Origin of the sequence: Vibrio sp. J2-4, assembly GCF_021728155.1 — a bacterium.
GTDB classification, from domain to species: Bacteria; Pseudomonadota; Gammaproteobacteria; order Enterobacterales; family Vibrionaceae; genus Vibrio; species Vibrio diabolicus.
Genome location: NZ_JAKKCN010000002.1, coordinates 652,714 through 675,940 on the forward strand (window position 1 = coordinate 652,714; position 23,227 = coordinate 675,940).

The following is a 23,227-nucleotide window of genomic DNA, read 5'->3' on the forward strand; positions in this document are numbered from 1 at the left end:
ATTCAGTGCCTTCACAAGAAACCTAGTTTAGGGAGCAATAAACGAGTATGCGTTTTAAGGTCATAAGAGCGGTCGAATTGAGGAGTATATAACCTACGTTTACGACATATCGTTCTTTGACGTATCAAATTATGGGCTGCAGTTAGTGATTTATTCAAATAGGATTTATTGTCGTAACGATTATTAGACCAACGCTAATATGATGCCACCGACAGTGAGGGCCGCAGAAAGGTATTGACCCGCAGAGTATGAGCCGTCTTCTTCTTCCTCGATTTTGTCAGGGTGATCCATGCCAAGTGCGCCATGTGTAAAGGACTCCACTTTTTCACCAACAGATTTATCTTCTGCTTCTACTCTCTTACTGTCGTGTTCGATTTGCTGCAGAGCGGCGAGGAGCGCTTTGCCCTCCGTAGACAGTGTCACCTTATTGTGTTCGACTTTTAGCGGCGAAGCGTTGCCTTCCTCTTGTGCAATACTTGTTTGCTTAGAGGCGACAGATTGTTTGGCATAGCTATTAACAGAAGTGCTTCCTACTGGATTCATCGAATACTCCTTGGAACATCGACACTCGTTCACTGAGTGCGGGTAAAAAGCAGTTATATTACTATCGGCGGCAAAGTCTATTTCTGAAGCTATTTGGATAAAAACAGGTCTGCTTTTGCCGCTTCTGGTTTCTATTCGTGATCATTAGCAAAAAATAGACCAGCAGGAAGCAGACCGTTGTCACTCTATGAACTCGGAGCAGTGTGATGATGCAACGCAACGACAAGGTAGTAACTTAAATTGAAGACCAGCTACTTACATTGAAGATCGCTATTGCGCTTAGTGAGGTGTTGATATGCCGCCATGCGGTGAGCATCTTGTACATACCGTACTGGTGGTGCAAGAACCTCTAACTGATAGTCAGTATTATCGGCAAGCACATTATCTGTTGGGCTAATTACAACCACTCTTAAGCTCGGGTTGCGGCTTAAGATGGATGCAGCTGTACCTAGTCCTTGCTCGGTATGAAACTTGCCTGCAACATGAACAACCTGGGCACCTGGTGTGGCGGTTAGGTAGTTAACGATAGACTCTGCCATGGTTTCATCCCAAGTTACTTGAGCTGCAAACTGTTTCTCGGTTTGTTCTGGCTTCCCATGATGCATGGATGCCATAAACTTCTCTTTGTATGGACTACTGGCCGTGTTGATGGATTCTGCAATAAACGTTCGCTGCTCATCATCGAGCTTGTTAACGTAGTCTATCCCCTGACGACCAATACATCGGACAATGCCCTTTGGTGCATTCGCTGCAATCACCGGGAGATTTTTCTGCTTAGCAAACTCAACGAGAGGGCGATAGTCGCTCTCATAATTGGGCCAAGCATTGGCTTGTTTCATCAAGTACTGTTCACCGATTTCCCCACGCAGGTAAGCGTCAACAACAGGTTGTTTGTCGCGGGTAAATTGTTCCATTGATAACGCGAGTGGGCGGTCATAAGATGAAAGTTGTTTGAGCATATCGGTTTGAAAGCGATGAACGCCGGCATGTGTGTGCCATTCACCAATAAGAATAACATCTGCTTGTCGCAGCTCTTTTGGTAGTTTGCTTAGAGCGATGTGCTCGCCAGAAGGGGTGTAAAGTTGGTAGTCGTAAAAAGTAGTGACTTCCGCAGAGGTAGGGTGAGAGTTGGTTGATGGAACAGAAGAACAACCAGTAAGTAAGCCAGCAAAGAGCAAGCTTAAAATAGAAAAGCGCATTGAAAAGCCTCCAAAAATGTCCGGATGATATTAATGGAGGCTGAGCAATGAATCAATATAAATGATAACTATTTGCGTTTGTTGGTTGCCACTATTATTACTGAGTGGACTTTTTGCGATATACGCGCAGCATAAAATCAGCCTCACACTGATAGAGTGTAGCGGACTTCAACTCTTCACGAAGTGCATCGGTTGCTTTCCATGCGAATGGCGTCATTTGCAATAAATCGAATGCGGCCCCGTCCTTCAAATTCATAACATAGTTAAGATGTTGTTGATGCTCTAATTCATATCCTTCAATGTGTTCTGGCTCTTCACTGTGAAGACGAACATCTTGATAAATGCGTTCACGTAGTTGGTATAAGTGGCGACTAGCAGGTGTCACCGTGATGACCACACCGTTCTCTTTTACAACGCGCTGAAGCTCTTCTGCTTTGCAAGGGGCATAAATGCGCAAAATAGCATCTAAGGATTCATTCGCGAAAGGAAGCCGATGGCTAGAAGCGACGCTAAAGTGACACTGTGTGTAGCGCTTCGCCGCATAACGAATCGCAACTTTTGAAATGTCCAATCCATATATCGTCGCATCGTCCGTTTGCGTTTGTATCGTTTTCTGCACTTGATCCGTGTAGTAACCCTCGCCGCAACCAATATCTAATAATTGATGATCGGTTCCCTCTGTGTATTTCGCACACAGCTGCGCAACCTCTTGGCGCATTGGGTTGTAGTAATTCCCCTCAAGGAATCGACGACGAGCTTGCATCATCTCTTTATTGTCACCAGGATCTTTAGAACGTTTGTGGTGCGCTGGCATCAAGTTAACGTAGCCTTCTTTTGCTAAGTCAAACTGATGATTGTTTTCGCACTTAAACGTTTTTTCATTTAACGCTAGAGCTTGGTGGCATAAAGGGCATTGATAGTTCATGACGATCTCGAACAGAAAGTAGGGCGGCAAATTCTATCAAAAAGCGTGGTCTCAAGTGAAACAAAAAGAGCCGATGGAATCGGCTCATATTCAGTATTAGTGGAAGAAGTCGACTTGCTCTTTCAAGTTCCGAGCTTGTTGTTGCAGTTCAATGGCACTTTGCGAGGTTTTCGCGCTGGTGTCGCGGCTTTCTCGGTTTAGCTCACTGATAGAATGGGCATTTGCAGCAATTTCTTGGGATACTTGCGCTTGCTCTTCTGAGGTCGCAGCAATGGCGTCGGCTTGAGACGCTATCGACTGGACTTGTACTGCGATAGCTTCTAATGCTGTACCCGCGTCTTGTGCTTTGTCTAAGACCTGATTGGCACTGCGTTGGCTGTCAGTCATCATATTAACTGCATTATGAGTAGAGCCTTTTAGCTTCTCAATAATTTCAACTACATCCTGAACTGAGCTTTGTGTACGGTGCGCAAGTGTGCGCACTTCATCTGCTACAACTGCGAAGCCACGACCTTGCTCACCTGCTCGTGCGGCTTCAATGGCTGCATTCAACGCAAGTAGGTTGGTTTGCTCTGCAATCTCATCAATCATCTTCGTGACGGTTTGAATACTCTCACTATCGCGATTGACTTGCTCGATAGCCGCTGCTGATTGATCCAACTGATCGTTAAGTTGAGCAACATCGATACATACGCCTTCCACAATCGCGAGACCAGATTGACTATCGGTATTCGCTGAGCGTACGTTTTCCGCAATACTTTCGACTTGTTGGGCAACCGATTGAGCAGAAGAGGCCATCTCTTCGATTGCTGTTACCACTTGTTCTACTTCTTCTTGTTGGCGGTCAGCTTGGGTTAAATTGCTATGGGCATCATTGGCAACGCTGTTGGAGTTGCTCTCTACTAAGTCGCTTGTGGAACGGATCTTACCAACAAGTTCATTGAGTTGACTTGCCATACTGGCGACACCCGTATTCAGGTTAGTAATTTCATTTTTTGATGCCTTACGAGACGATGGGACGTTCAAGCTGACCTCGCCGCCCGCCAAGCGAGTCATATAGGAGTTTAGAACGGTCAGAGGTTTTAAGCTGCGATTCAAGAAAAGTGTCAGTACAACAAAAGTAATGATTGCTGCTACCGAAGAAATGATGGCGATAAGTTTGAGTAGTGTATCACTGCCTTTGGTCACTTCTTTGATGAACGTACCACCCAGTAGTTTCCAGTTCCAGCCTGGTACTTCGGTAAACACTAAGTACTTTTCGCCGACTGTTGAGCCGAATTGGTAAGGGTAGAGAATTAATCCGCTCTTTTGTTCAAAAATTTTATGGAAAGGCTTATTACCCTCGTAGTCACGAACTTCTGTGATTGAAGGGTCGGTTGCACTTTTAGTCGGATGGAGTAGGTACTTACCAAGATTGTTGTCGTCGTTGTCGACAATGATGGTATAGCCAGTATCGCCCCATTTAATCTCCTCTAGCGCATCGAATAGCGTTTGTGTTGCTTGATCTACGGGCAAACCAATAAACGATAACCCTGCAACTTTTCCTGTAGCATCTTTAATTGGAGAGTAATAGGTAATGTAGCGTTCGCCGTACAACTTTATTTGAGCGTAATATGGCTGACCAGCTTTTAGTTGCTGATAACCTGGGTGGTCGAGCCCTAGTGTGGTTCCCACTGCTCGTTGACCTTGTGGATCTTTTAGTGAGGTAGATACACGGATAAAGTCATCTCCCAAAGGCGCGAATAAAGTCGCGATAGCACCGGTATCACGTGTGAAGCTATCGACCAGCTTTGTGTCGTTAATTAAGCTTTCACTGTATTGAGTGATGTTTGGTATTTCATGCCCCATGAAATCAACCGTATAGTTTTCGACATAAACACCGGCAAGGTAGCCATTACGAAAAGTGGACTCGAGCACTTTAGCGGTATGCAGATAAGCATCGAATTGGCCTGCAATGGTTTTAGCCATCGACTCTACTTTAGATTGGTGCTCTTTAAGGGTGCTTTCCAATAGAACATCGGAAGCGTTACGGTAAACAAGCGCAGCAATACTGCTGAAAGCAATGAATAGACACAAAGTGATAACCAGCTTTAACTGGAATCCGACACTTTGATTTCGGTATCTCTCTAACATAGATCAGTTCCTGATATTTTTATTATTTATGAGTTTTGTATCGGCATGCTATCGGTTTATATGATCGAATTTTTTGATATTTATTAATGAAATAGTCAAAAGTGACTGATAACCAATAAGTTAGTTGAGAGAGGACCATCTAGGTGGGGCTTTTATTACAAAAAAGGTCGGGTATTCCCGACCTTTGATCTGGTTATAACTACTGCACTGAAATTACAGTGACAAGTTCATGAGTCTCACCTGGCTGGAGCGTTTTACCTTGCTCGATACTTGGAGCGTGAACAGTAGATTCAACACACAGCATGGTTTGGTAACCATCGTCAGCCATATCAGCCATACCTTGTGCACCTTCTGCCCAAGGGTTCCAAAGTACCGCGGAGTTATGACCATGGTTTTCCACGCTTAATGTACGATTCAGTTCCGGATCTTTTACCAAAATTTTCGCTTCTGGTTGCGTGTAAACGCGATCAATGGTGTCTGTGAGTTGCAGAACATCACCACCTTGGCATACCGCATCAGCTTTCAAGCTATCAATGTACTCGGCACCCATGCCTGTCGTTTGTGCTTGCTTAATGTCTCCAACGTTTAGGTAAGTATGTAACGCGCCAGAGAAGGTCCAAGCTTCGTCATCGATGTTCATGACTTTGAGTGTCACTTTTAGCTCATCGCCAACTTCAACCACCAAACGAGCGTCAAACATATGTGGCCAAATGTCGTGGATTTCTTCTGTCGGGAACAGAGCAAGTTCAACAATCACGCCGTTATCGTTCTCGCGATGTTCAACCAGCTCCCATTCAGCAGTACGTGCGAAACCATGAGCCGGTGCTGCAATACGCCCAAACCATGGCCAGCAAACGGGAATGCCGCCTCGCAGGGCTTTTTTCCCGTCGAAAATCGCCTTCTCGCTCATCCAAATCAAATCTTCATGACCAGCAGGAGTGAACGAAACAACGTGACCACCATGTAAGGAGATGCCTGCTGTCGCTTTCTCATGAATAACACGTACTACTTTGACCTGATCAATTTCAACGACAGTAACGTTATCAGATAACACGGTTAGAGCTGGGAGAGTTTTTAAATCCATGTGCTGTTTCCTATCATTGGGGAAAATAGGGTTTTGACATCCGTCGCAAATACAATGCAACAGCGCCGAGGTATTCTCTCAAATTCCAGATACAAAAAAGGCGACTCTAGAGCCGCCTTTTCTTTAACGAAGTTATTCGCTAATTGCTAACTATCTAATTACTTAGAGATGTGAGCGATTAGGTCTAGAACTTTGTTTGAGTAACCGATTTCGTTGTCGTACCAAGATACAACTTTAACGAAGTTATCAGTTAGAGCGATACCAGCTTTAGCATCGAATACAGAAGTTTGAACTTCACCGATGAAGTCTTGAGATACTACTGCATCTTCAGTGTAACCTAGAACACCTTTTAGCTCGCCTTCAGAAGCTTCTTTCATTGCTGCACAGATAGCTTCGTAAGATGCGCCTTCTTTTAGGTTAACTGTTAGGTCAACTACAGAAACGTTAGCTGTTGGTACGCGGAAAGCCATACCAGTTAGTTTGCCGTTTAGTTCTGGAAGAACAACGCCTACAGCTTTAGCAGCACCAGTTGAAGATGGGATGATGTTTTGAGAAGCACCACGACCACCGCGCCAGTCTTTAGCAGAAGGACCGTCTACAGTTTTTTGAGTTGCTGTAGTAGCGTGAACTGTAGTCATAAGACCAGATTCGATACCGAACTTGTCGTTAAGAACTTTAGCGATAGGCGCTAGACAGTTAGTAGTACAAGAAGCGTTAGAAACGATGTCTTGACCAGCGTAAGTCGCGTGGTTAACGCCCATTACGAACATTGGAGTAGCGTCTTTTGAAGGACCAGTTAGAACAACTTTCTTCGCGCCAGCTTCGATGTGCTTACGTGCAGTCTCGTCAGTTAGGAAAAGACCAGTTGCTTCTGCAACAACGTCAACACCGATTTCGTCCCACTTAAGGTCCGCTGGGTTGCGCTCTGCAGTAACACGTACAGTTTTACCGTTAACGATTAGGTTACCGCCTTCAACTTCAACAGTACCGTTGAAACGGCCGTGAGTTGAGTCGTACTTAAGCATGTATGCCATGTAATCTACGTCGATAAGGTCGTTGATACCTACAACTTCGATGTCAGCACGCTCTTGCGCTGCACGGAATACGAAACGACCGATACGGCCAAAACCGTTAATACCTACTTTGATAGTCATTATAGTTGCTCCACAACTTAATTTCTGATTAAAGATAACTGGTAGTAAAATTACAGAATCCAGTAAACATCTGCAAGTGATAATCGAACTTAACTTGTTTAAAGTCAAAAAAAAGCGACGCTTTTTTTAACAATTCTTCGCAAATGTTCGTTTTTTAAACTTTTAACTGATTCTTCTGTAGTCCAGTTGGCGTAATATAACTGGTGAGATAAGTGCTCTTATCAAATTAATTACGCATGGTGTCCTGGTGAGAAAGTATGTGCTACAACTGTTAAGAGAAGCAAGTTTTTTGCTAAAAAAGTCAATACCAAAAACAGTAAAGAAGGAGCAGAAAGTCGTGGAACAAAACGGGAAAAAAGTGGCGAAGTCAGATGAGCAGTGGCGTGAGCAACTTTCTGAAGAAGAGTTTCGTGTCTGCCGAGAGCAAGGTACAGAACCGCCTTTCAGCGGTAAACTACTGCATAATAAAGAGACGGGTGTTTATGCTTGTACCTGTTGCAATGCCCCTCTCTTTGTCTCTGATAACAAGTATGACTCTGGCTGTGGTTGGCCAAGTTTTGATGCGCCCATCAATGATCAAGCGGTGCGCTATTTAGAAGATCTGAGTCACGGAATGGTACGTACAGAGATTCGTTGTGCCACATGTGATAGCCATCTAGGGCACGTTTTTGAAGATGGCCCACAGACCACGGGTGAGCGTTTTTGTGTTAATTCAGTGTCGTTAATTTTCAACAAATCAGAACAATAACGACAAAATTGTGCTCGATAGTGTTTTATCCTTTCAATACGATTTGTTGTAAGTAGAAAACAGAGTGTAGTTTGACCCAAAGAAAAACTCCCGCCAATTGCGGGAGTTTTTTCGTTTATATCTCTTTGGGTATCATTGCTGGAGAGTAGTTTCCTCTCTCTATGGCTTTTGCCACCGATTCAGCTAATTCATCTAGCTGCTGATATTGCTCTGCATGACTAAAATTAAACATACGCTTGAGCTGCTTTTCATCAGCAAGCGGGACGTCGAATCTTTTTGCAACCATTGCCCACAGATACGCGCGCTCTTTTTCTCCAAGCCCTTGATGAATGCTTGCCATTGATTTGAGAATGATCGGATTAAGGTTGTCTTCATCCGATAAAGACAACGCTTTATTCAGCAGTATTAACGTTTTCTTGGCATCTCGATTAGTATAGAAAGTAGCTAATGCATATTGCATCTCAGCAGTATTTAACTTGGGTGAGCCTTCCATTTGTAAAAATGCGCGACGAGCTTGGATGTCACCCGTTTGAGACCACAAAAAATACAAAGTAGCCGGGTCTTCTGAGCCTTTTAACTCGTTTACGATGCGTTCTAGCTCATCAATACTGTGTACCAAAGCGTTAAAACGCTGTCTCTTGAGAGCACTTTGATCAATAGGTGTGATCTGAGAGGCGAGTTCTAAGCATTTTCTATATTCAGCGACCAGACCGTATTCGATGATTTGGTTGGCTTCTGATGGTTTTTTCAATTGCTCAAACCGATGCCATACTAAATTTGTTCTGGGAACTCGACATTGCCCGTCATCCATATTGAGCTGTTCGCAGCGCAGCTCTGGTGTTTTTTGGCACAACTCTTCGGTTGTCACGTTACCTTCGAAACAGCCCGTTAGTGCGAGACTTGTGAGGCCGAGAAGTAACCAGTGTGTTCTTTTCATTGCTTTGCTTGTGATCCGTTACACCAATTCATTTTCGTATTCTTGACTCAGTTTCTTAACCCGTTATGTTCTGTAAATAGAATGTAATAAGAAGGTGCATTATGGACGCAGAACAACTATTACAAGCGATGACTCCAGAAGTTTATGATCGCTTAGTCTATGCAGTAGAAACGGGAAGATGGCCTGAGGGTACAACACTTTCTAAAGAGCAGCGAGATTCGTGTATGCAAGCTGTGATGTTGTATCAATCAAAACATAATACTGATGCGCAGCATATGACGGTTGCGGCAGGTGGTGAAATCAGCTTTAAATCGAAGCAAGAACTTAAAAAACAATTTAGCGGAGAAGAGAGCGACATTGTTCGTGTCAATCCGAACATTGATTAAGTGAACCTTTGATTTTTATAGGGTTCCCTTTACCGCTACTACTTTGACTTTAAAAGAAAAAAGCCCAATCTCTATTGGGCTTTTTAGATCGTAGTAAGCTTGAATTTACAGGCTCATCTCACCACGCAGTACTTGCTGCATTCTCTCTTTCACTTCTTCGTAAGAAAGGTTTTGGCTTAGAAGGTAATGCAGTTTTGCTAGTGCCGCTTCTGGCGTCATGTCAAAGCCGCTGATAACTCCAGAGTCTGCCAGTGCACAACCCGTGGCGTAGCCGCCCATATTCACTTTGCCTGCCAAACATTGAGTTAGGTTCACGACAATAACGCCGCGCTCAGAGGCTTCTTTAAGGTGACCCAGTAGCTCAGGGTTTTGAGGCGCGTTGCCCACACCAAAAGTCAACAGAATCATCGCATTTACAGGCTGACGAAGCGTATTACGAATAACTTCATGTGATATACCAGGATACATAGTGATCACGCCGATTGGCTGTGGTGTAATGTTGTGAACCTTAAATTCACCTTCTGGTTGTGCACCAACGGTTACGCTGTTACTTACTTGAATATTGATCCCAGCTTCCAGTAGTGGAGGAAGGTTTGGTGAAGTAAAGGCATTAAAACCGTCAGCATGAGATTTTGTGCTGCGGTTACCACGCATCAACTGATTATTGAAGAACAAAGTCACTTCGTTGATCGGGTAGTTTGCGGCAATATGCAGAGCATTCAATAGGTTTGCTTGACCGTCAGAACGCAGCTCTGCAAGAGGGATCTGTGAACCCGTAACAATCACTGGCTTGCCAAGGTTTTCAAGCATGAAAGACAATGCAGATGCTGTGTATGCCATGGTGTCAGTACCATGTAGGATGACGAAACCATCGTATTTGTCATAGTTGTCACGAATATCATCCGCAATCTGCTGCCAGTCGGCAGGCGTCATATCTGATGAGTCAATCAGAGGATCGTATTCGTGGATAGTGTAATCCGGCATTTCAGGACGGTGAAACTCTGGCATGCTTACTAGTTGCTTTTCCATAAAGCCAGCAACAGGCACATAGCCGTGATCCGATTTTTGCATTCCGATGGTGCCACCGGTGTAAGCGATGTAGATGTGTTTTCTAGTCATCGTTTTTTCTTTCATGTAGGGGAACAGAGGCGGGGATTATATACCTAAATAACCTTGAGATGCGAGGCTATGCGCACAGCATCAGAAAGTCATCTGAGGAGATGTTGAGCGTAATAAAAAGGGCACCTCAAGTAGAGATACCCTTTGTAATATTAATGAAAAAGCTACTGCACTTGGCAGTTCAAACAAAATGCGTATTGACCTTTAGGATCGTTAAAGCTTTGTAGCAAGCTTGCGTCTTGTTCGAACTGTTGAGCTACGGGTTGAAGACTTTTTGGTAGCAAGCTGGTTGCATCAATACCTAGAGAGACTTTCACCTGTTTCATGAACTCTTGTAAAAATAGTTCAGTGGGAGAAAGCGGTTCTTCTACCCAGTAAATGCCGTAATCGGTCACGTTCGCCAGTTTCGCCGCTAGCTCTACAGCATCGTCAAAGTCACCCATTTGGTCAACAAGACCAAAGGATAGGGCGTCTTGTCCTGTCCAAACTCTACCTTGAGCGACGTTGTCGACTTCCTCTAGAGACATATCGCGATTCTCGCCAACTAGAGAAATAAAGCGCTTGTAACCGTGCTCGATACCTAATTGGAACACTTGAGATGCGCCGTCAGAAAGGCCAGTGGTAATACCGTCACCAGAGAACGGCGATGTGCCAACGCCATCAGTATTAATGCCTAACTTACTAAAGCCTTTTTCAAACGTGGTGATGACGCTAAAGATACCAATGGAACCCGTCAGGGTTGTTGGCTGAGCAACGATCTTGTCTGCGCTCATTGAAATCCAATAACCACCAGAGGCAGCCAAACTCGACATGGATACAACAACTGGCTTGCCTGCTTGTTTTAGTGCTTCTACTTCGTTGCGAATCACTTCAGAGGCAAAGGCACTACCCCCAGGGCTATCTACTCGCAACACGACCGCTTTCACCTTTTCATCATTGCGTGCTTGACGCAACAAGCTTGCGACGGTATCACCACCGACAGTACCACGAGGTTGTTGACCATCCATAATCGCGCCACTGGCTAGAACAACGGCGATATCGTGCTGAGGTAGTGTGTAATCAGGGCGAATCGTTGCAAGGTAGTCGTAGTAACCAATCGCGTTGTAGCTGTCTTTGCCGTCACTACCAAACTGCTTTGCAAATAGAGTGCGAATGTCTTGGCGTGTCGCGAGTTCATCAACCAAGCCCAGTTTAACCGCGAGCTGAGCAAGATCACCGTCCACTGACTTCATTTCGTCAATCAGCTCATCCATGGTTGGGTTAAGCACTTTCGCATCAATATTTCGGTTTGTCGTTACGTCATCAACAAAAGCACTCCACAATTGAGTAACCCAACGTGTTGCAGACTCTTTCGCCGCATCGGACATGTCATCACGAATAAACGGTTCGATAGCGGATTTATAAGTACCTACGCGAAAAACATGAGTAGAAACATCAAGCTTTTCCAATAACGTTTTGTAGTACATTGAATAGGCACTGTAACCTTTAATCAATACGCCGCCATCCGGTGCCAGGTAAACTTTATCAGCGTAACTTGCCAAGTAATATTGGCTTTGGTTGTAGAAATCACCTACAGCGTAAACTGGTTTACCTGACGCTTTAAATTCGTTCAACGCTTTCGCGATGTAACGTAATTTCGTGAGATTTGTTTCTGGCATGTCTCGCAGTGCTAGCACTAATCCAGACACTTTAGGATCGTCTTTCGCGTAGCGAATAGTATCAACGATATCGAAAAGGACGTTTTCTTTCGGTAACTCATTGCCCAAAAGGGAACCAGCAAAAGAGTCCATTGGATTTACATAGCGTCTTTGTTCGACAATCGGACCTGAAAGATTCATCACCAATGCCGACTCTTTTTCGACGACGGGTTGACCGTCTCCGGTATAAGTAAAAGCAAAGTAGAAAACGGCAATCATCAGCAAGAAGATCAGGTTTGCCAGTGCGAGTCTGATAAAGGTGATGCTCTTCCATATCCCTTTAAATATCAAACCAATAAATTTGAAGAGTTTTTTCATCTTGTCTCCATAACGAGATAGTTACGCCGAGTCTAACAAAGTATGGGTTCTTATCTCTAAGATCTCAAAAGATAACATTTTTTTAGCTTATCACGACCACTCAACAATTGGCATATTTTCACGCGAGATTGATCGGTGTTACAAAAATGTAAACGCTTGTTTGATTTTTTGGTTGAGCGGGCTTAATCTGGTCAGACCATGATAATAACAATGGATGTTAAGTGATGTCTGCCATGTACCCAAACCTATTAAAGCCACTGGATCTCGGTTTTACACAATTACGAAACCGAGTCCTGATGGGATCAATGCACACGGGCTTAGAAGAGCACAAAGAAGGATTACAGAAGCTCGCGGCTTTCTATGAAGAACGCGTGAAAGGCGGTGTTGGACTGATTGTAACCGGAGGTTTTTCTCCGAACTTACGCGGTCGTTTGCACCCATTGAGTGCTGAGTTCAGCAAGCCAAAGCATGCCAAGGCCCACAAAGTTGTGACAGAAGCGGTGCACAAGCACGGTGGCAAAATTGCCCTACAAATTCTTCATGCTGGGCGTTATGCCATGCATCCATTCTCGCAAAGTGCGTCTGGCATTAAAGCGCCAATTGCAAAGTTTGCTCCGAGTGAAATGAGCGACCGCCAGATTAAGAAAACCATTGATGCCTTTGCGAACAGCGCTGAGTTAGCCCAGCTTGCTGGTTATGATGGCGTCGAGTTAATGGGCTCGGAAGGTTACCTGATAAACCAATTCTTATGTAAGCGCACGAACATGCGTTACGACGAATGGGGTGGCAGTTACAAAAAACGTATGCGTTTTCCGCTAGAAATTGTCAAAGCGGTTCGTAAGGCGGTGGGCGACAAGTTCATCATCATTTTCCGTCTCTCTATGCTGGATCTTGTCGAGCAGGGCAGCACATTTGAAGACGTTATCGAATTGGCGAAAGCGCTTGAAGAGGCTGGTGTCACGATTATTAACACTGGCATTGGTTGGCACGAGGCTCGAATTCCGACCATTGCGACTCAAGTACCACGCGGTGCGTTTACGTGGGTTACGGAAAAAGTTAAGCCTCACGTTTCGGTTCCTATCATCACTTGTAACCGAATAAATACGCCAGACGAAGCAGAACGTATTCTATCTTCTGGGCATGCCGATATGGTTTCGATGGCGCGCCCATTCTTGGCTGATCCTTACTTTGTTGCTAAAGCCGAACAGGAAAAAGCGCAGCTTATCAATACGTGTATTGGCTGTAATCAGGCGTGTCTAGATAACGTGTTTAAAGGTAAGCGCGCCAGTTGCTTAGTGAACCCTCTAGCGTGCTATGAAACCGAAATTGTTGTTGAACCAGCCTTTAAGAAGAAAAACATTGCCGTTGTTGGTGCAGGCCCTGCGGGCTTGGCTTGTGCGACTACACTGGCTGAACGTGGCCATAAGGTTGATTTGTTCGAAAAGAACGACCGCATCGGTGGTCAGTTCCGTCTCGCGATGCAGATCCCTGGTAAGGAAGAGTTTCGAGAGACGATAAGATATTTCGCTAATCGTATTGATGAAACAGGCGTGAATCTGCACTTATCGACGGAAGCGAATTATGACCTACTAACAGAATACGATGAGATCGTGATGGCGTCGGGTGTCGAGCCACGCAAAGTCAATATTGATGGAATTGAGAACCCAGAAAAAGTCGTCGACTATCAAACTCTCATTCGAGACAAAACGCCAGTCGGTGAGAAAGTGGCTATCGTTGGTGCTGGTGGTATTGGCGTAGATGTCGCGACCATGCTCACTGAGCCGGTTGGACAAACGTTGGATGACTGGTTGCATGAATGGGGAATAGACAAAGAGATGTCTCAACCGGGTGGTTTATACCCTTACCCTGATGCGGTCAGCGATAAAGAAGTCTGGGTGCTTCAGCGTCGTAAAGGTCGTGTAGGTAAAGGTCCGGGTAAAACGACAGGTTGGATCCATAAACGTACACTTGAAAAACGGGGTGTACATTTAGTCGGTGGCGTGTCTTACGATAAAATTGATGCTCAAGGTTTGCACATTCATGTAGATGGAAAAGAACAATTATTGAACGCGGACAAAGTCGTCATTTGTGCGGGGCAAGAGTCTGTTCGTCCATTTGAAGATAAATGGTCTGAACTTGGAGAGAAGATTCATATCATTGGCGGAGCTGACCATGCGGGTGAACTTGATGCTGTGCGTGCGATTCGTCAAGGTGTTAAATTGGCGGTAAAACTCTAGCCTTTTAATGTGTGTTTACCATAAAAGCTGCGCTTTGAGCGCAGCTTTTTTTGTATAGAACTAGTCACTAATATCTGGCAGTTGTTTGGCCATTACCACGCCAGCAAAAGTAATAAAAGAGAACACTAACACCACAGCTGAAAGGCTCAAGAAGTTCGACATAACACCAAGAGAACTCATTAGAAGCAGCATTATCCCAACCACTGTGTTACTCACGGCTACATAGCTCGTCCGTTTGTCACCTTCTGCGATATCAACTAAGTAGGTTTTTCGTCCGACTCGTATTCCGTCGTGGGCAATACACACACAAAAGTAGAGCAGAGGAATCACGAATAGGAAGCTTTGGCTAGCGGTGACCCACGTATCGTAAACAAATAAAACAACGCCAAGTAGCGCGCTCATCGTTGCGCCGATGACCATCACACTGCGGCTAGAGCGATCGGACATTCTTCCCCAGAAAGGACCTGACACAAAGGAGGCCAAGCCACTCGCAAACATAAAGAGAGCTAGCACCCAGAGTTGTCCACCGAGAGATTGCTGTGCCAGCACAACGTAGTACGGTGCACTCAGCGCAGAACATAAAAATAGTGTCCGCGTGATAACGAATCGACGAAAGGTCACGTCTGTTTTAAGTAACGCGAGTTGTTTAAATGCCTCAAGGACGCCATTTCGACCACCGTCTACCTCACCTGCATACTCATTAATTTGTGCATAAACTAATGCCGCAATAAGCCATATGGCGCCCGCTAAGCCTAAACTCAGACTGTAAAAGTGCTCCGTCGGCTCTACGTCCCATAGCCAGGCTAGTGCCAGAAGGCTAGCGAAAAGCAACGTAACAAGGCCAGCAGCGCTTGAAGACCAGCCGTTGACTTGACCTCGTTGGTTTTTGGGGATGGTTTTTCCCAACACATCTTTTGATGCGACGGAATTTAAACCGCGTGAGAGGCTGAAGATCACAAGACATGCAATTACACCATAACCCGCAGCAGCTCCTGTCAGAGTTAATGCGACCACTCCGATTGCAAATATGGAAAGAGCCTGCAAGATGCTGCCAATTACCCAGACCCATTTTCTTACTGGGATGCGTCGGATGTAGTGCGCGATGCTAAGTTGTGGGATAAGGGATCCTGACTCACGAATAGGAACTAGCCAACCAATTAAGTAAACCGGTGCCCCGAGACTTTGTAGTATCCACGGCATCGTGACTTTAGGGTTGATTAACGCATCGCCGACCTTCGTTAAAAACTGAGCGAGAATGATTTTAAGAAAGTTGCCGGGAACTTGATGACAAGCTGATTCAGGAATCGCCTTACAGGCACGGGCATCTTCGTCATTAACGATCTTTTCGTAAATGCTGTTTTGTTTGTCCTTGTTCATCAACCTGCCTATGTTCAACTTATTCATTTCGCGAATAAATTAACATTAAATCCAGTTTGATGTTAAGTGAAGCACGTTATCAAGCCCACAGAAAACCGGTTGTTATTCGCAGGAACAGATTGTGCTAAAGTGGCGTAAACAAAATAACAACGATATTCGATAAGGATTCTTTCATGGACGCTCTCGATCTTTTGCTCAATCGCCGATCTATCGCGAAGTTATCTGCGCCTGCACCAGAAGGTAAAGCGCTTGAGAACATCATTCGTGCAGGCCTTCGTGCGCCTGACCATGCGGGATTAACCCCTTGGCGTTTCGTTATCGCACAGGGCGATGGTTTGAAAAAACTGTCAGATATCTTGGTAAAAGCTGCAGAAGCTGAAAATAGTGATGAAGCGGTGGTCGAAAAGGTGAAAAATGCGCCATTTCGTGCGCCAATGGTGATCACGGTGATTGCTAAAGTAACGGAACATGAAAAAGTGCCTGCACTAGAGCAACACTTATCTGCGGGATGTGCCGTACAATCCATGCAGATGGCAGCGGTAGCGCAAGGCTTTCAAGGGTTTTGGCGCTCAGGTAAGTGGATGTTCCATCCAGAAGTTCATCAAGCGTTTGGTTTAGAAGGTGACGATGAGATTGTTGGTTTCTTGTACCTAGGTACGCCTGGTTGCACACCGATGAAAGTTCCTGAGCGTGACCTTTCTCAGTTTGTTGAATTTCTATAACTGAAAACTTAAACAAACTTGACTGTTTATTTATACAGTTTTTCTTGATTTATTAGGGCTACATTCGTTAATGTGGCCCTAATTATATTTATTTCCAAAACGTTATGTCTCGTCTGTTTATTGCTGAAAAACCAAGCTTAGGCCGTGCGATTGCCGCAGCACTGCCAAACCCTCAAAAGAAAGATCAAGGATTCATCCGCTGTGGGAACGGGGATATCGTTACTTGGTGTATCGGCCATTTGCTCGAACAAGTCGAACCTGACGCTTATGATGAGCGTTATAAAAAGTGGAATATGGCAGATTTACCAATTGTTCCGCAGCAATGGCAGCTCAGACCGAGGAAAAGCGCAAGTAAGCAATTAACAGTGATTCGTAAATTGCTCAAAGAAGCTAACGAAGTCATTCATGCAGGAGACCCAGACCGAGAGGGTCAGCTGTTAGTTGATGAAGTTCTCGACTATTGCAAGTTATCTAAAACCAAGAAGGAATCCACACAGCGTTTGCTGATTTCCGACTTGAACTTACCTGCGGTTAAACGCGCACTCAGTTCTATGCGCAGTAATCGCGAGTTTATCCCACTTTCAGTTTCTGCATTGGCCCGCTCTCGGGCTGATTGGCTGTATGGTATGAACATGTCTCGTGCTTATACCTTGCTTGGTCAAAAAGCAGGGTATCAAGGTGTTCTCTCGGTAGGGCGAGTGCAAACGCCAGTTCTTGGCTTAGTGGTGCGTCGTGATGAAGAAATCGAAAACTTTGTCCCGAAGGACTATTTTACCCTACATGCTCTGATTCCGTATCAAGACGCCAATGGTACATTTGATATTCGTGCTCGTTGGAAGCCGAGTGAGGCATGCAAGCCTTGGCAGGATGAAGAAGGGCGAGTGTTAAACCGTAAGTTAGTGGAAAACGTTGCAAACCGTATTGCAAATCAACCCGCTAAAGTGACGGAGTCGGAACAAAAGCAAACCAAGCAATCAGCACCATTACCTTATTCGTTATCTGCTTTACAGATCGATGCAGCGAAGCGCTATGGTATGAGTGCGCAACAAGTACTAGATACTTGTCAGGCATTGTATGAAAAGCACAAGCTGATCACTTACCCGCGTTCAGATTGTCGCTATTTACCGATGGAACACTACTCACAAGCAGGGACGGTGACAACAGCTATTGCGAATAACGCAAAAGAGCTGCAAGGTGCCGTTCAGGGAGCAGACTTAACATTAAAGTCCAAAGCCTGGAACGATAAAAAAGTGGATGCGCACCATGCGATTATCCCTACACCAAAACAAGCTAATGTGAATGCGCTTTCGGGCAATGAGATGAAAGTGTATCAATTGATTGCGCGCCAGTATCTCATGCAGTTTTATCCGGCGGCGGTTTACGCAGAAGCGAAATTGGTTTTCGATATCGCTGGTGGTACGTTTATCGCGAAAGGTCGTCAGTTAGTTTCACCGGGTTGGAAAGCGCTAATGGGCAAAACTGACAAGGAAGATGAAGGTATTGATGCCGTGCCACCGTTACCAGAAGGCACCGTGTTAACTTGTCGTGAAGGGGAAATAAAAGACCGAAAAACCGAGCCACCAAAGCACTTTACCGAAGCATCGCTGTTGCAAGCGATGACCGGGATCGCCCGTTACGTTGCGGATAAAGAACTGAAAAAAATCCTTCGCGATACTGATGGGCTAGGTACGGAAGCGACTCGCGCTGGTATTTTGGACACGCTGTTCAAACGCCAACTGCTCACGCGTCAAGGTAAATCAATTCTCAGCTCTCCTGCGGGAAGAGGTCTCATTCATGCCTTGCCACAGGATTCAACGTACCCAGATATGACGGCTCATTGGGAGCACCAGTTACAAGGTATGGCAGAGAGAAATCAGGCATATCAGCCGTTTATGCAAGCACTAGAGCAACGCATTGATGGCTTGATGGCACAAGTAAAAGCAGGGCCGATCCCTGATTCATTACGTCATCTACCCAAGGTGGAACGTCCTGCGTTTAAACGTAAAAAGCGTAGTTATTCAAAGAGTGGTGTCGCAACTAAATCTGGTGCAGCCAAAGGTAAGCGGACCTAAGACAAGCGCGGCGTAATTAAGCCGCACTTACTTGAAAATAGATTACTCGAACAGGTCGCCGTGGTTTTGGATCGCGCCTCTTACTTCACCTTGAGTTAACACGCGTTTGTCCAGTACCTCTTTCACCTGGTTGCCCAAGTCAACTAATGTATCTCGATTCGCTTGAGTTTGGCGTTTACCAGCACTTCTCAAGCAGTAGTTTAGCTCGTGCTCTTCGCTAAAATTAACCAAATCCCTATCTGCTGCCATCGTGCCTTCTCCTTAATTGTTCTACTTTTTCATAAGTCTGGATTGGATATAGATAAATTCAAGTTAGATTGCGCGAATTATGCTGGTAGATCGCCGATGAACATTATGTTTGCCAACCAAGTCACGATTATGAAGCCTAGCTTAGGTGTTATTTGGTTTATTGATGGTTGTTTCTTAATGCCGCTACCAAGGTAGCTCAGTACCATCGTAGTTAATAAATCGACCTGAAAGTTGCGGTGTACTCAGCTCTATCACGTTCGCTAGGCCCTGCGCGGAGGCTTGCGTATCTATCAATGCATTTGGCCCGCCCATTGCCGTTTTTACCCAACCAGGATGAAGCGCTAAAACGGTAAATCCTTCAGTTGTTAAATCATTGCTCAAGCTTTTAACAACCGAGTTTAGCGCCGCTTTCGATGAACGATAAATATAACCGCCACCGGACGTATTTTCCGTCATGCTCCCCACTTTTGATGAGATACAAGCAATCTTTTTCATCGTGCCTTGTTGTAAGCGAGGGTAACAGAGCTCAACCAGTTTTAACGGTGCAATGGTGTTTACTTCGAAGACTTTACGCCATTCTTCTACGTCAGTGTCTCCAAAGCCATATCCCTTGGGGCCGTAATATCCTGCATTATTGATGAGTAAGTCGATGGCAGGGAGTTTATCGGCAAGCTTAGCGACTTGTTCGTAGTGAGTGACATCCAGTTCGTGCAAAACCAGATTGCTGAATTGTGAGGCTAGAGTTTGTAGTTCTGAACTGTTCTCCAAGGAACGACTGGTAGCATGTACTTGGTGGCCTTGCTTCAGGTACAGCTCAGTTAAGCTAAGGCCAATGCCGCGATTTGCTCCGGTAATAAAGACGGTTTGACTCATACAAACACCTATATTTTTTTGATTTCAGTTGAAAGTCATTGTGTTAGCTAAGCGCAATAAAATCAACCAGCCACCACGCACCAACAACGAAAGATGAAAATAGGGACAGAGCACAAAGAGAGCCAAACAGTGCGCCGAGAATAGCAAAGAAAGTAGAATTCATATGTATATTAAATTTAATTGATATTGAAAATTATTATCAATTAAATTGCATTTTATTCAACCCTTGAAGTTGATACTATTTCGTTACCATTGTTATTAAGAATTTCTCATGCTGCCATTTATCTACCACCCGATTTATTCTCAACTTGAGTTGCCAGAGGGGCATCGTTACCCAATTATGAAGTACCAGTACCTCTATGAATCGCTATTGGTACACATGGAGAAAGATAACTGGAAAGAACACGTGCAGTTTTTCCAGCCAGAAGCATTAACTGTTGAGGAAGTAAAACGTGTTCATGATCAGGAATACGTCGACTTGCTAGTGAATGGAAATATGCCAGCTGCGAAAATGCGCCGAATAGGTTTTCCTTGGAGTGAGTCTCTCATTACCAGAACGCTAACTTCAGCAGCGGGCACGGCTTTGACCGCAAATAAAGCACTTGAGTATGGTGTGGCCATTCATTTGAGTGGCGGGTATCACCACGCACACAAAGAGTTTGGCAGTGGTTTTTGTTTATTTAATGACTTAGTGATCGCGGCCAGGCAAGCGCTCGAAGTCGAGCATGTCGATAAAGTATTGATCATTGATAGTGATGTTCACCATGGGGATGGAACAGCAACTTTGTGTCACGATGAGCCAGATATCATCACGCTTTCTTTCCACTGTGACAAAAACTTCCCGGCTAGAAAGCCTCAGTCTGATCTAGATGTGCCCTTGGTGCGAGGAACAGGTGATGAGGATTTTTTAATGGCGTTTAAGGAAGTGGTCGATATGGCGCTTAATCTTCATCGTCCTGATTTGGTTATCTACGATGCTGGTGTTGATATACATCAAGACGATGAGTTGGGATATTTTGATGTTTCGACGCAAGGGATTTTAGAACGTGATAGATTTTTAATGCAAACAATGAAATCGCGAGGTATCCCTGTCGCAGCTGTCGTCGGAGGTGGATATCGAACGAATCATGCAGACCTTGTCCCAATTCATTTGCAGCTCATTAATGCCGCTAAAGAAGTCTTTGTTGGTAAGTAAATACAACTAGACGTAAGTATCAACCTGATTCAAAACGGGACACTGAAACGAAAAGGTCGTTAATTTCTAAGCGTGCTCTTTTTGAATGTGGCGATTGCTGGGCTTGTATTCAAGGAGGGATTTGTACAAATCTTTTCAAATCTGGATATACGAAAAAGCCCGCTAATTTCTTAGCGGGCTTTTTCTAAATGTGGCGGAGAGATAGGGATTTGAACCCTAGATACGCTATTAACGTATGCCGGTTTTCAAGACCGGTGCTTTCAACCACTCAGCCATCTCTCCGTTGTTGAGGCGCATAATATAAGGCTTTGAAAATGTTGTAAACCCCTAGTTGAACTGATTGGATGTTTACTGCGCAAATTTGTGGTTTGTGTTGTTTAAATAAACAAAAACTCCCCAAAAAGGGGAGTTTGAATAGTCTATGGATTGCTAGGTATTAATCGTTTTTAGAATAAAAACGCTGTAACTCAGTTAAACCTTGCATCAAAACTGGCAACTTCGGTGCATCATCTCGAAGTCGTTTGTAATTTTTGTCATACAACTTGTAGTTGCCAAACTTATCGATCACTGTGGTTTGTGAGCTAGTAATTAAGGCAAGCTCACGAGTGTCACCCGCTAGGATCCAACGACGACGACTTTCGTCAAATAGGTTACGACCACTACTGTAATCATATGGGTTGGAAGATACACCGAGCATATCCTGCAACAACGTGACCGAAAGGTCCAAGTGGCTTGTGCTGTGATTAAATTCACCAGCCAACATTCCTGGCCATTGGATTACCATAGGAACTTGTAACTGATAACGGCTGTAGTTGCTGTTTGCGCCCCAGCTGTTCGTATTGGTTTCGTTAAACTCACTACCGTGATTAGAAGTGATAATCACGATGGTGTTTGTCAATAGTCCATTTTTTTCAAGCTCATCAATAATACTAGCGACGGTTTTATCCGCTGATTTCACCGCATATTCATAAGCTTTTTTGAAGCGATCACTTGCGGACATTTCTTCGTCATTATTTGAAGGGATCGATTCAAAATTATCAACGGTGGTGACTTCGATGTAACTAAACCATGGTTGACTCGCTTTCTCTGTTAACCATGTATTCCAGTTCGCGATAGATTGCTTATCGGTATGAGCTTGTGTGCCATCGAGGTCTTCCGCTAGTTTTAAGTCGCGGAAAATAATCTCTGAGTAGAGATCATCTTCAAACCCGCTGCCACTGAATAGGCCGAAGTTGTAACCCTGATCTTTCAGTACATCGAGTAACACTGGCGAAGCACCTTGCGCCTTGATGCTTGAGGCGTAACTGGTTGGTAAGCCGTAGAACAAACCAAAAGCCCCGTAAGTATCATTACTTGAACTGTAATGATTACGGAAGTTCTGATTGTTTTCGGCAAACTCATAGAGGTTAGGCATCTCTTCTGGATTCAGCGCGTCTGCACGCAGGTTATTTACGCTGATCATCAACACGTTGAGCTTATTGACTCGACGGTTAAACTCTAGCTTTTCTAGAGGGTAATTGACTAACTCTACGTTGCCTTCATTTTCCGCTAAGCGTTTTAGGTATTCCTCACGGTCAAGTAGACCATGTTTTTCCATAAAACTCTTCGCCGTCATCGGGTAAGACAATGGGAAGTTTGAACGCTGACTGGTAATTGGATTGTAGAAGTATGCATCTGCCCAAATATAAACCAAATGGCTGGTCATAAAGCTGAGGAAAAATACAGCTGCTAGAGGACGTCCTACGTGCTTATGAGAAAGTTTGCGCTGTTTTCGCCATACCCATTCGGATAGAGCGAGCTGAATAAGGAAGATCAGCGGCATTACAACAAAGAGATGTTGTAGATCAGTACTGAGTGCACTTTTATCTTCGCTGAATAGTAACTCCCAAACGACAGGAGTTAAGTGCAAATTGATCGACTGATACGCTTGGGTATCAATCAATAATATGGTTTGCCCAACGGTCGCGAAAATCACTGCCACCAAACGGAACAATTTCCGCGATGGCAGGATAAACGTTAACGGGAATAGAACGAGTAAGTAAAGCGCGAAAACTAGAAAGCCAAAGTGACCAACCCAAGAAACCGCCAGATAAAACTGACCAAGTAACGTCTCGGGCCAAGGAGACTGAACAATGTAGCGTGTGCCTATCAACATCGATGCAACGATATTGAAGAATGCAAACCAGTGACCCCAACCAACCAGTCGAGATACACGTTCGCCGTATGAGTTTCCGCTGTCTACCATGTATGTGTTCTATT

19 protein-coding genes and 1 tRNA gene are annotated in these 23,227 nt (G+C 44.7%); 6 read left to right on the forward strand and 14 right to left on the reverse strand.

What is annotated here, in order from left to right; all coding sequences use genetic code 11:
• Positions 1-183 precede the first annotated feature (183 nt).
• The 6 genes from L3V32_RS08430 to gap form a co-directional block, all read right to left on the reverse strand.
• Entirely contained in the window at positions 184-543 is a 360-nt protein-coding gene (locus L3V32_RS08430) for a hypothetical protein (RefSeq protein ID WP_047010122.1), read from the reverse strand.
• Positions 544-794: 251 nt separating this feature from the next.
• Positions 795-1,742, reverse strand: a complete 948-nt coding sequence (locus L3V32_RS08435; protein WP_237284109.1) for a ChaN family lipoprotein — start codon at positions 1,740-1,742, stop codon at positions 795-797.
• A 97-nt stretch (positions 1,743-1,839) separates the two neighbouring features.
• Entirely contained in the window at positions 1,840-2,667 is an 828-nt protein-coding gene (gene rlmA / locus L3V32_RS08440) for a 23S rRNA (guanine(745)-N(1))-methyltransferase (RefSeq protein WP_006741742.1), read from the reverse strand.
• A 96-nt stretch (positions 2,668-2,763) separates the two neighbouring features.
• On the reverse strand, positions 2,764-4,800 hold the full coding sequence (locus tag L3V32_RS08445; protein ID WP_124008378.1) for a methyl-accepting chemotaxis protein: 2,037 nt from the start codon (positions 4,798-4,800) through the stop codon (positions 2,764-2,766).
• A gap of 199 nt (positions 4,801-4,999) precedes the next feature.
• On the reverse strand, positions 5,000-5,884 hold the full coding sequence (locus tag L3V32_RS08450; RefSeq protein WP_012841555.1) for a D-hexose-6-phosphate mutarotase: 885 nt from the start codon (positions 5,882-5,884) through the stop codon (positions 5,000-5,002).
• A 158-nt stretch (positions 5,885-6,042) separates the two neighbouring features.
• Positions 6,043-7,038, reverse strand: a complete 996-nt coding sequence (gap, locus tag L3V32_RS08455; RefSeq protein ID WP_012841556.1) for a type I glyceraldehyde-3-phosphate dehydrogenase — start codon at positions 7,036-7,038, stop codon at positions 6,043-6,045.
• Between the two features lie 337 nt (positions 7,039-7,375).
• Between gap and msrB the strand changes: the two genes are divergently transcribed.
• A complete protein-coding gene (gene msrB, locus L3V32_RS08460) occupies positions 7,376-7,786 on the forward strand; it encodes a peptide-methionine (R)-S-oxide reductase MsrB (RefSeq protein ID WP_005396508.1) in 411 nt (136 codons plus the stop codon).
• 115 nt (positions 7,787-7,901) lie between these two features.
• On the opposite strand, the gene L3V32_RS08465 is transcribed toward msrB, so the two are convergent.
• A complete protein-coding gene (locus L3V32_RS08465; protein ID WP_237284110.1) occupies positions 7,902-8,723 on the reverse strand; it encodes a DUF2989 domain-containing protein in 822 nt (273 codons plus the stop codon).
• A 101-nt stretch (positions 8,724-8,824) separates the two neighbouring features.
• Here L3V32_RS08465 and L3V32_RS08470 point away from each other — a divergent pair, with 101 nt between their 5' ends.
• Positions 8,825-9,109: a YeaC family protein gene (locus tag L3V32_RS08470; protein WP_005380700.1), complete on the forward strand. Its 285-nt coding sequence runs from the start codon at positions 8,825-8,827 to the stop codon at positions 9,107-9,109.
• Positions 9,110-9,214: 105 nt separating this feature from the next.
• Here L3V32_RS08470 and ansA read toward each other — a convergent pair whose 3' ends face one another.
• Complete coding sequence (gene ansA, locus L3V32_RS08475; RefSeq protein ID WP_237284111.1) at positions 9,215-10,228, reverse strand: asparaginase; 1,014 nt, start codon at positions 10,226-10,228, stop codon at positions 9,215-9,217.
• 164 nt (positions 10,229-10,392) lie between these two features.
• Positions 10,393-12,243, reverse strand: a complete 1,851-nt coding sequence (gene sppA, locus L3V32_RS08480) for a signal peptide peptidase SppA (RefSeq protein WP_012841560.1) — start codon at positions 12,241-12,243, stop codon at positions 10,393-10,395.
• Positions 12,244-12,467: 224 nt separating this feature from the next.
• Between sppA and L3V32_RS08485 the strand changes: the two genes are divergently transcribed.
• Positions 12,468-14,480, forward strand: coding sequence for an NADPH-dependent 2,4-dienoyl-CoA reductase (locus L3V32_RS08485; RefSeq protein WP_171058478.1), 2,013 nt, complete (start codon positions 12,468-12,470; stop codon positions 14,478-14,480).
• A gap of 60 nt (positions 14,481-14,540) precedes the next feature.
• On the opposite strand, the gene L3V32_RS08490 is transcribed toward L3V32_RS08485, so the two are convergent.
• Entirely contained in the window at positions 14,541-15,857 is a 1,317-nt protein-coding gene (locus L3V32_RS08490) for an MFS transporter (protein ID WP_237284112.1), read from the reverse strand.
• Positions 15,858-16,030: 173 nt separating this feature from the next.
• Here L3V32_RS08490 and L3V32_RS08495 point away from each other — a divergent pair, with 173 nt between their 5' ends.
• Positions 16,031-16,579 carry an NAD(P)H nitroreductase gene (locus L3V32_RS08495; RefSeq protein ID WP_005396515.1) on the forward strand — a complete coding sequence of 183 codons (549 nt, stop codon included), beginning with the start codon at positions 16,031-16,033 and terminating at the stop codon, positions 16,577-16,579.
• A gap of 104 nt (positions 16,580-16,683) precedes the next feature.
• The gene (locus tag L3V32_RS08500; protein ID WP_237284113.1) at positions 16,684-18,651 is read left to right on the forward strand and encodes a DNA topoisomerase III; all 1,968 of its coding nucleotides are present in this window, start codon (positions 16,684-16,686) and stop codon (positions 18,649-18,651) included.
• A 42-nt stretch (positions 18,652-18,693) separates the two neighbouring features.
• Here L3V32_RS08500 and L3V32_RS08505 read toward each other — a convergent pair whose 3' ends face one another.
• Positions 18,694-18,900 carry a hypothetical protein gene (locus tag L3V32_RS08505; RefSeq protein ID WP_005380717.1) on the reverse strand — a complete coding sequence of 69 codons (207 nt, stop codon included), beginning with the start codon at positions 18,898-18,900 and terminating at the stop codon, positions 18,694-18,696.
• Between the two features lie 183 nt (positions 18,901-19,083).
• Positions 19,084-19,773: an SDR family oxidoreductase gene (locus L3V32_RS08510; RefSeq protein WP_237284114.1), complete on the reverse strand. Its 690-nt coding sequence runs from the start codon at positions 19,771-19,773 to the stop codon at positions 19,084-19,086.
• A 271-nt stretch (positions 19,774-20,044) separates the two neighbouring features.
• Between L3V32_RS08510 and L3V32_RS08515 the strand changes: the two genes are divergently transcribed.
• A complete protein-coding gene (locus L3V32_RS08515; RefSeq protein ID WP_237284115.1) occupies positions 20,045-20,968 on the forward strand; it encodes a histone deacetylase in 924 nt (307 codons plus the stop codon).
• A 191-nt stretch (positions 20,969-21,159) separates the two neighbouring features.
• On the opposite strand, the gene L3V32_RS08520 is transcribed toward L3V32_RS08515, so the two are convergent.
• Positions 21,160-21,250: transfer RNA gene (locus tag L3V32_RS08520), tRNA-Ser, on the reverse strand.
• 154 nt (positions 21,251-21,404) lie between these two features.
• Entirely contained in the window at positions 21,405-23,213 is a 1,809-nt protein-coding gene (locus L3V32_RS08525; RefSeq protein ID WP_046874519.1) for a DUF3413 domain-containing protein, read from the reverse strand.
• Positions 23,214-23,227 lie beyond the last annotated feature (14 nt).

Excerpts from the sequence above, each read along its gene's own strand:
- L3V32_RS08450 (WP_012841555.1), bottom strand. The coding sequence starts at position 5,884 with ATGGATTTAAAAACTCTCCCAGCTCTAACCGTGTTATCTGATAACGTT.
- L3V32_RS08515 (WP_237284115.1), top strand. The coding sequence starts at position 20,045 with ATGCTGCCATTTATCTACCACCCGATTTATTCTCAACTTGAGTTGCCA.
- L3V32_RS08505 (WP_005380717.1), bottom strand. The coding sequence starts at position 18,900 with ATGGCAGCAGATAGGGATTTGGTTAATTTTAGCGAAGAGCACGAGCTA.
- sppA (WP_012841560.1), bottom strand. The coding sequence starts at position 12,243 with ATGAAAAAACTCTTCAAATTTATTGGTTTGATATTTAAAGGGATATGG.
- rlmA (WP_006741742.1), bottom strand. The coding sequence starts at position 2,667 with ATGAACTATCAATGCCCTTTATGCCACCAAGCTCTAGCGTTAAATGAA.
- L3V32_RS08495 (WP_005396515.1), top strand. The coding sequence starts at position 16,031 with ATGGACGCTCTCGATCTTTTGCTCAATCGCCGATCTATCGCGAAGTTA.
- L3V32_RS08445 (WP_124008378.1), bottom strand. The coding sequence starts at position 4,800 with ATGTTAGAGAGATACCGAAATCAAAGTGTCGGATTCCAGTTAAAGCTG.
- L3V32_RS08435 (WP_237284109.1), bottom strand. The coding sequence starts at position 1,742 with ATGCGCTTTTCTATTTTAAGCTTGCTCTTTGCTGGCTTACTTACTGGT.
- L3V32_RS08465 (WP_237284110.1), bottom strand. The coding sequence starts at position 8,723 with ATGAAAAGAACACACTGGTTACTTCTCGGCCTCACAAGTCTCGCACTA.
- L3V32_RS08470 (WP_005380700.1), top strand. The coding sequence starts at position 8,825 with ATGGACGCAGAACAACTATTACAAGCGATGACTCCAGAAGTTTATGAT.
- L3V32_RS08510 (WP_237284114.1), bottom strand. The coding sequence starts at position 19,773 with ATGAGTCAAACCGTCTTTATTACCGGAGCAAATCGCGGCATTGGCCTT.
- ansA (WP_237284111.1), bottom strand. The coding sequence starts at position 10,228 with ATGACTAGAAAACACATCTACATCGCTTACACCGGTGGCACCATCGGA.
- L3V32_RS08500 (WP_237284113.1), top strand. The coding sequence starts at position 16,684 with ATGTCTCGTCTGTTTATTGCTGAAAAACCAAGCTTAGGCCGTGCGATT.
- gap (WP_012841556.1), bottom strand. The coding sequence starts at position 7,038 with ATGACTATCAAAGTAGGTATTAACGGTTTTGGCCGTATCGGTCGTTTC.
- L3V32_RS08490 (WP_237284112.1), bottom strand. The coding sequence starts at position 15,857 with ATGAACAAGGACAAACAAAACAGCATTTACGAAAAGATCGTTAATGAC.
- L3V32_RS08430 (WP_047010122.1), bottom strand. The coding sequence starts at position 543 with ATGAATCCAGTAGGAAGCACTTCTGTTAATAGCTATGCCAAACAATCT.
- L3V32_RS08525 (WP_046874519.1), bottom strand. The coding sequence starts at position 23,213 with ATGGTAGACAGCGGAAACTCATACGGCGAACGTGTATCTCGACTGGTT.
- L3V32_RS08485 (WP_171058478.1), top strand. The coding sequence starts at position 12,468 with ATGTCTGCCATGTACCCAAACCTATTAAAGCCACTGGATCTCGGTTTT.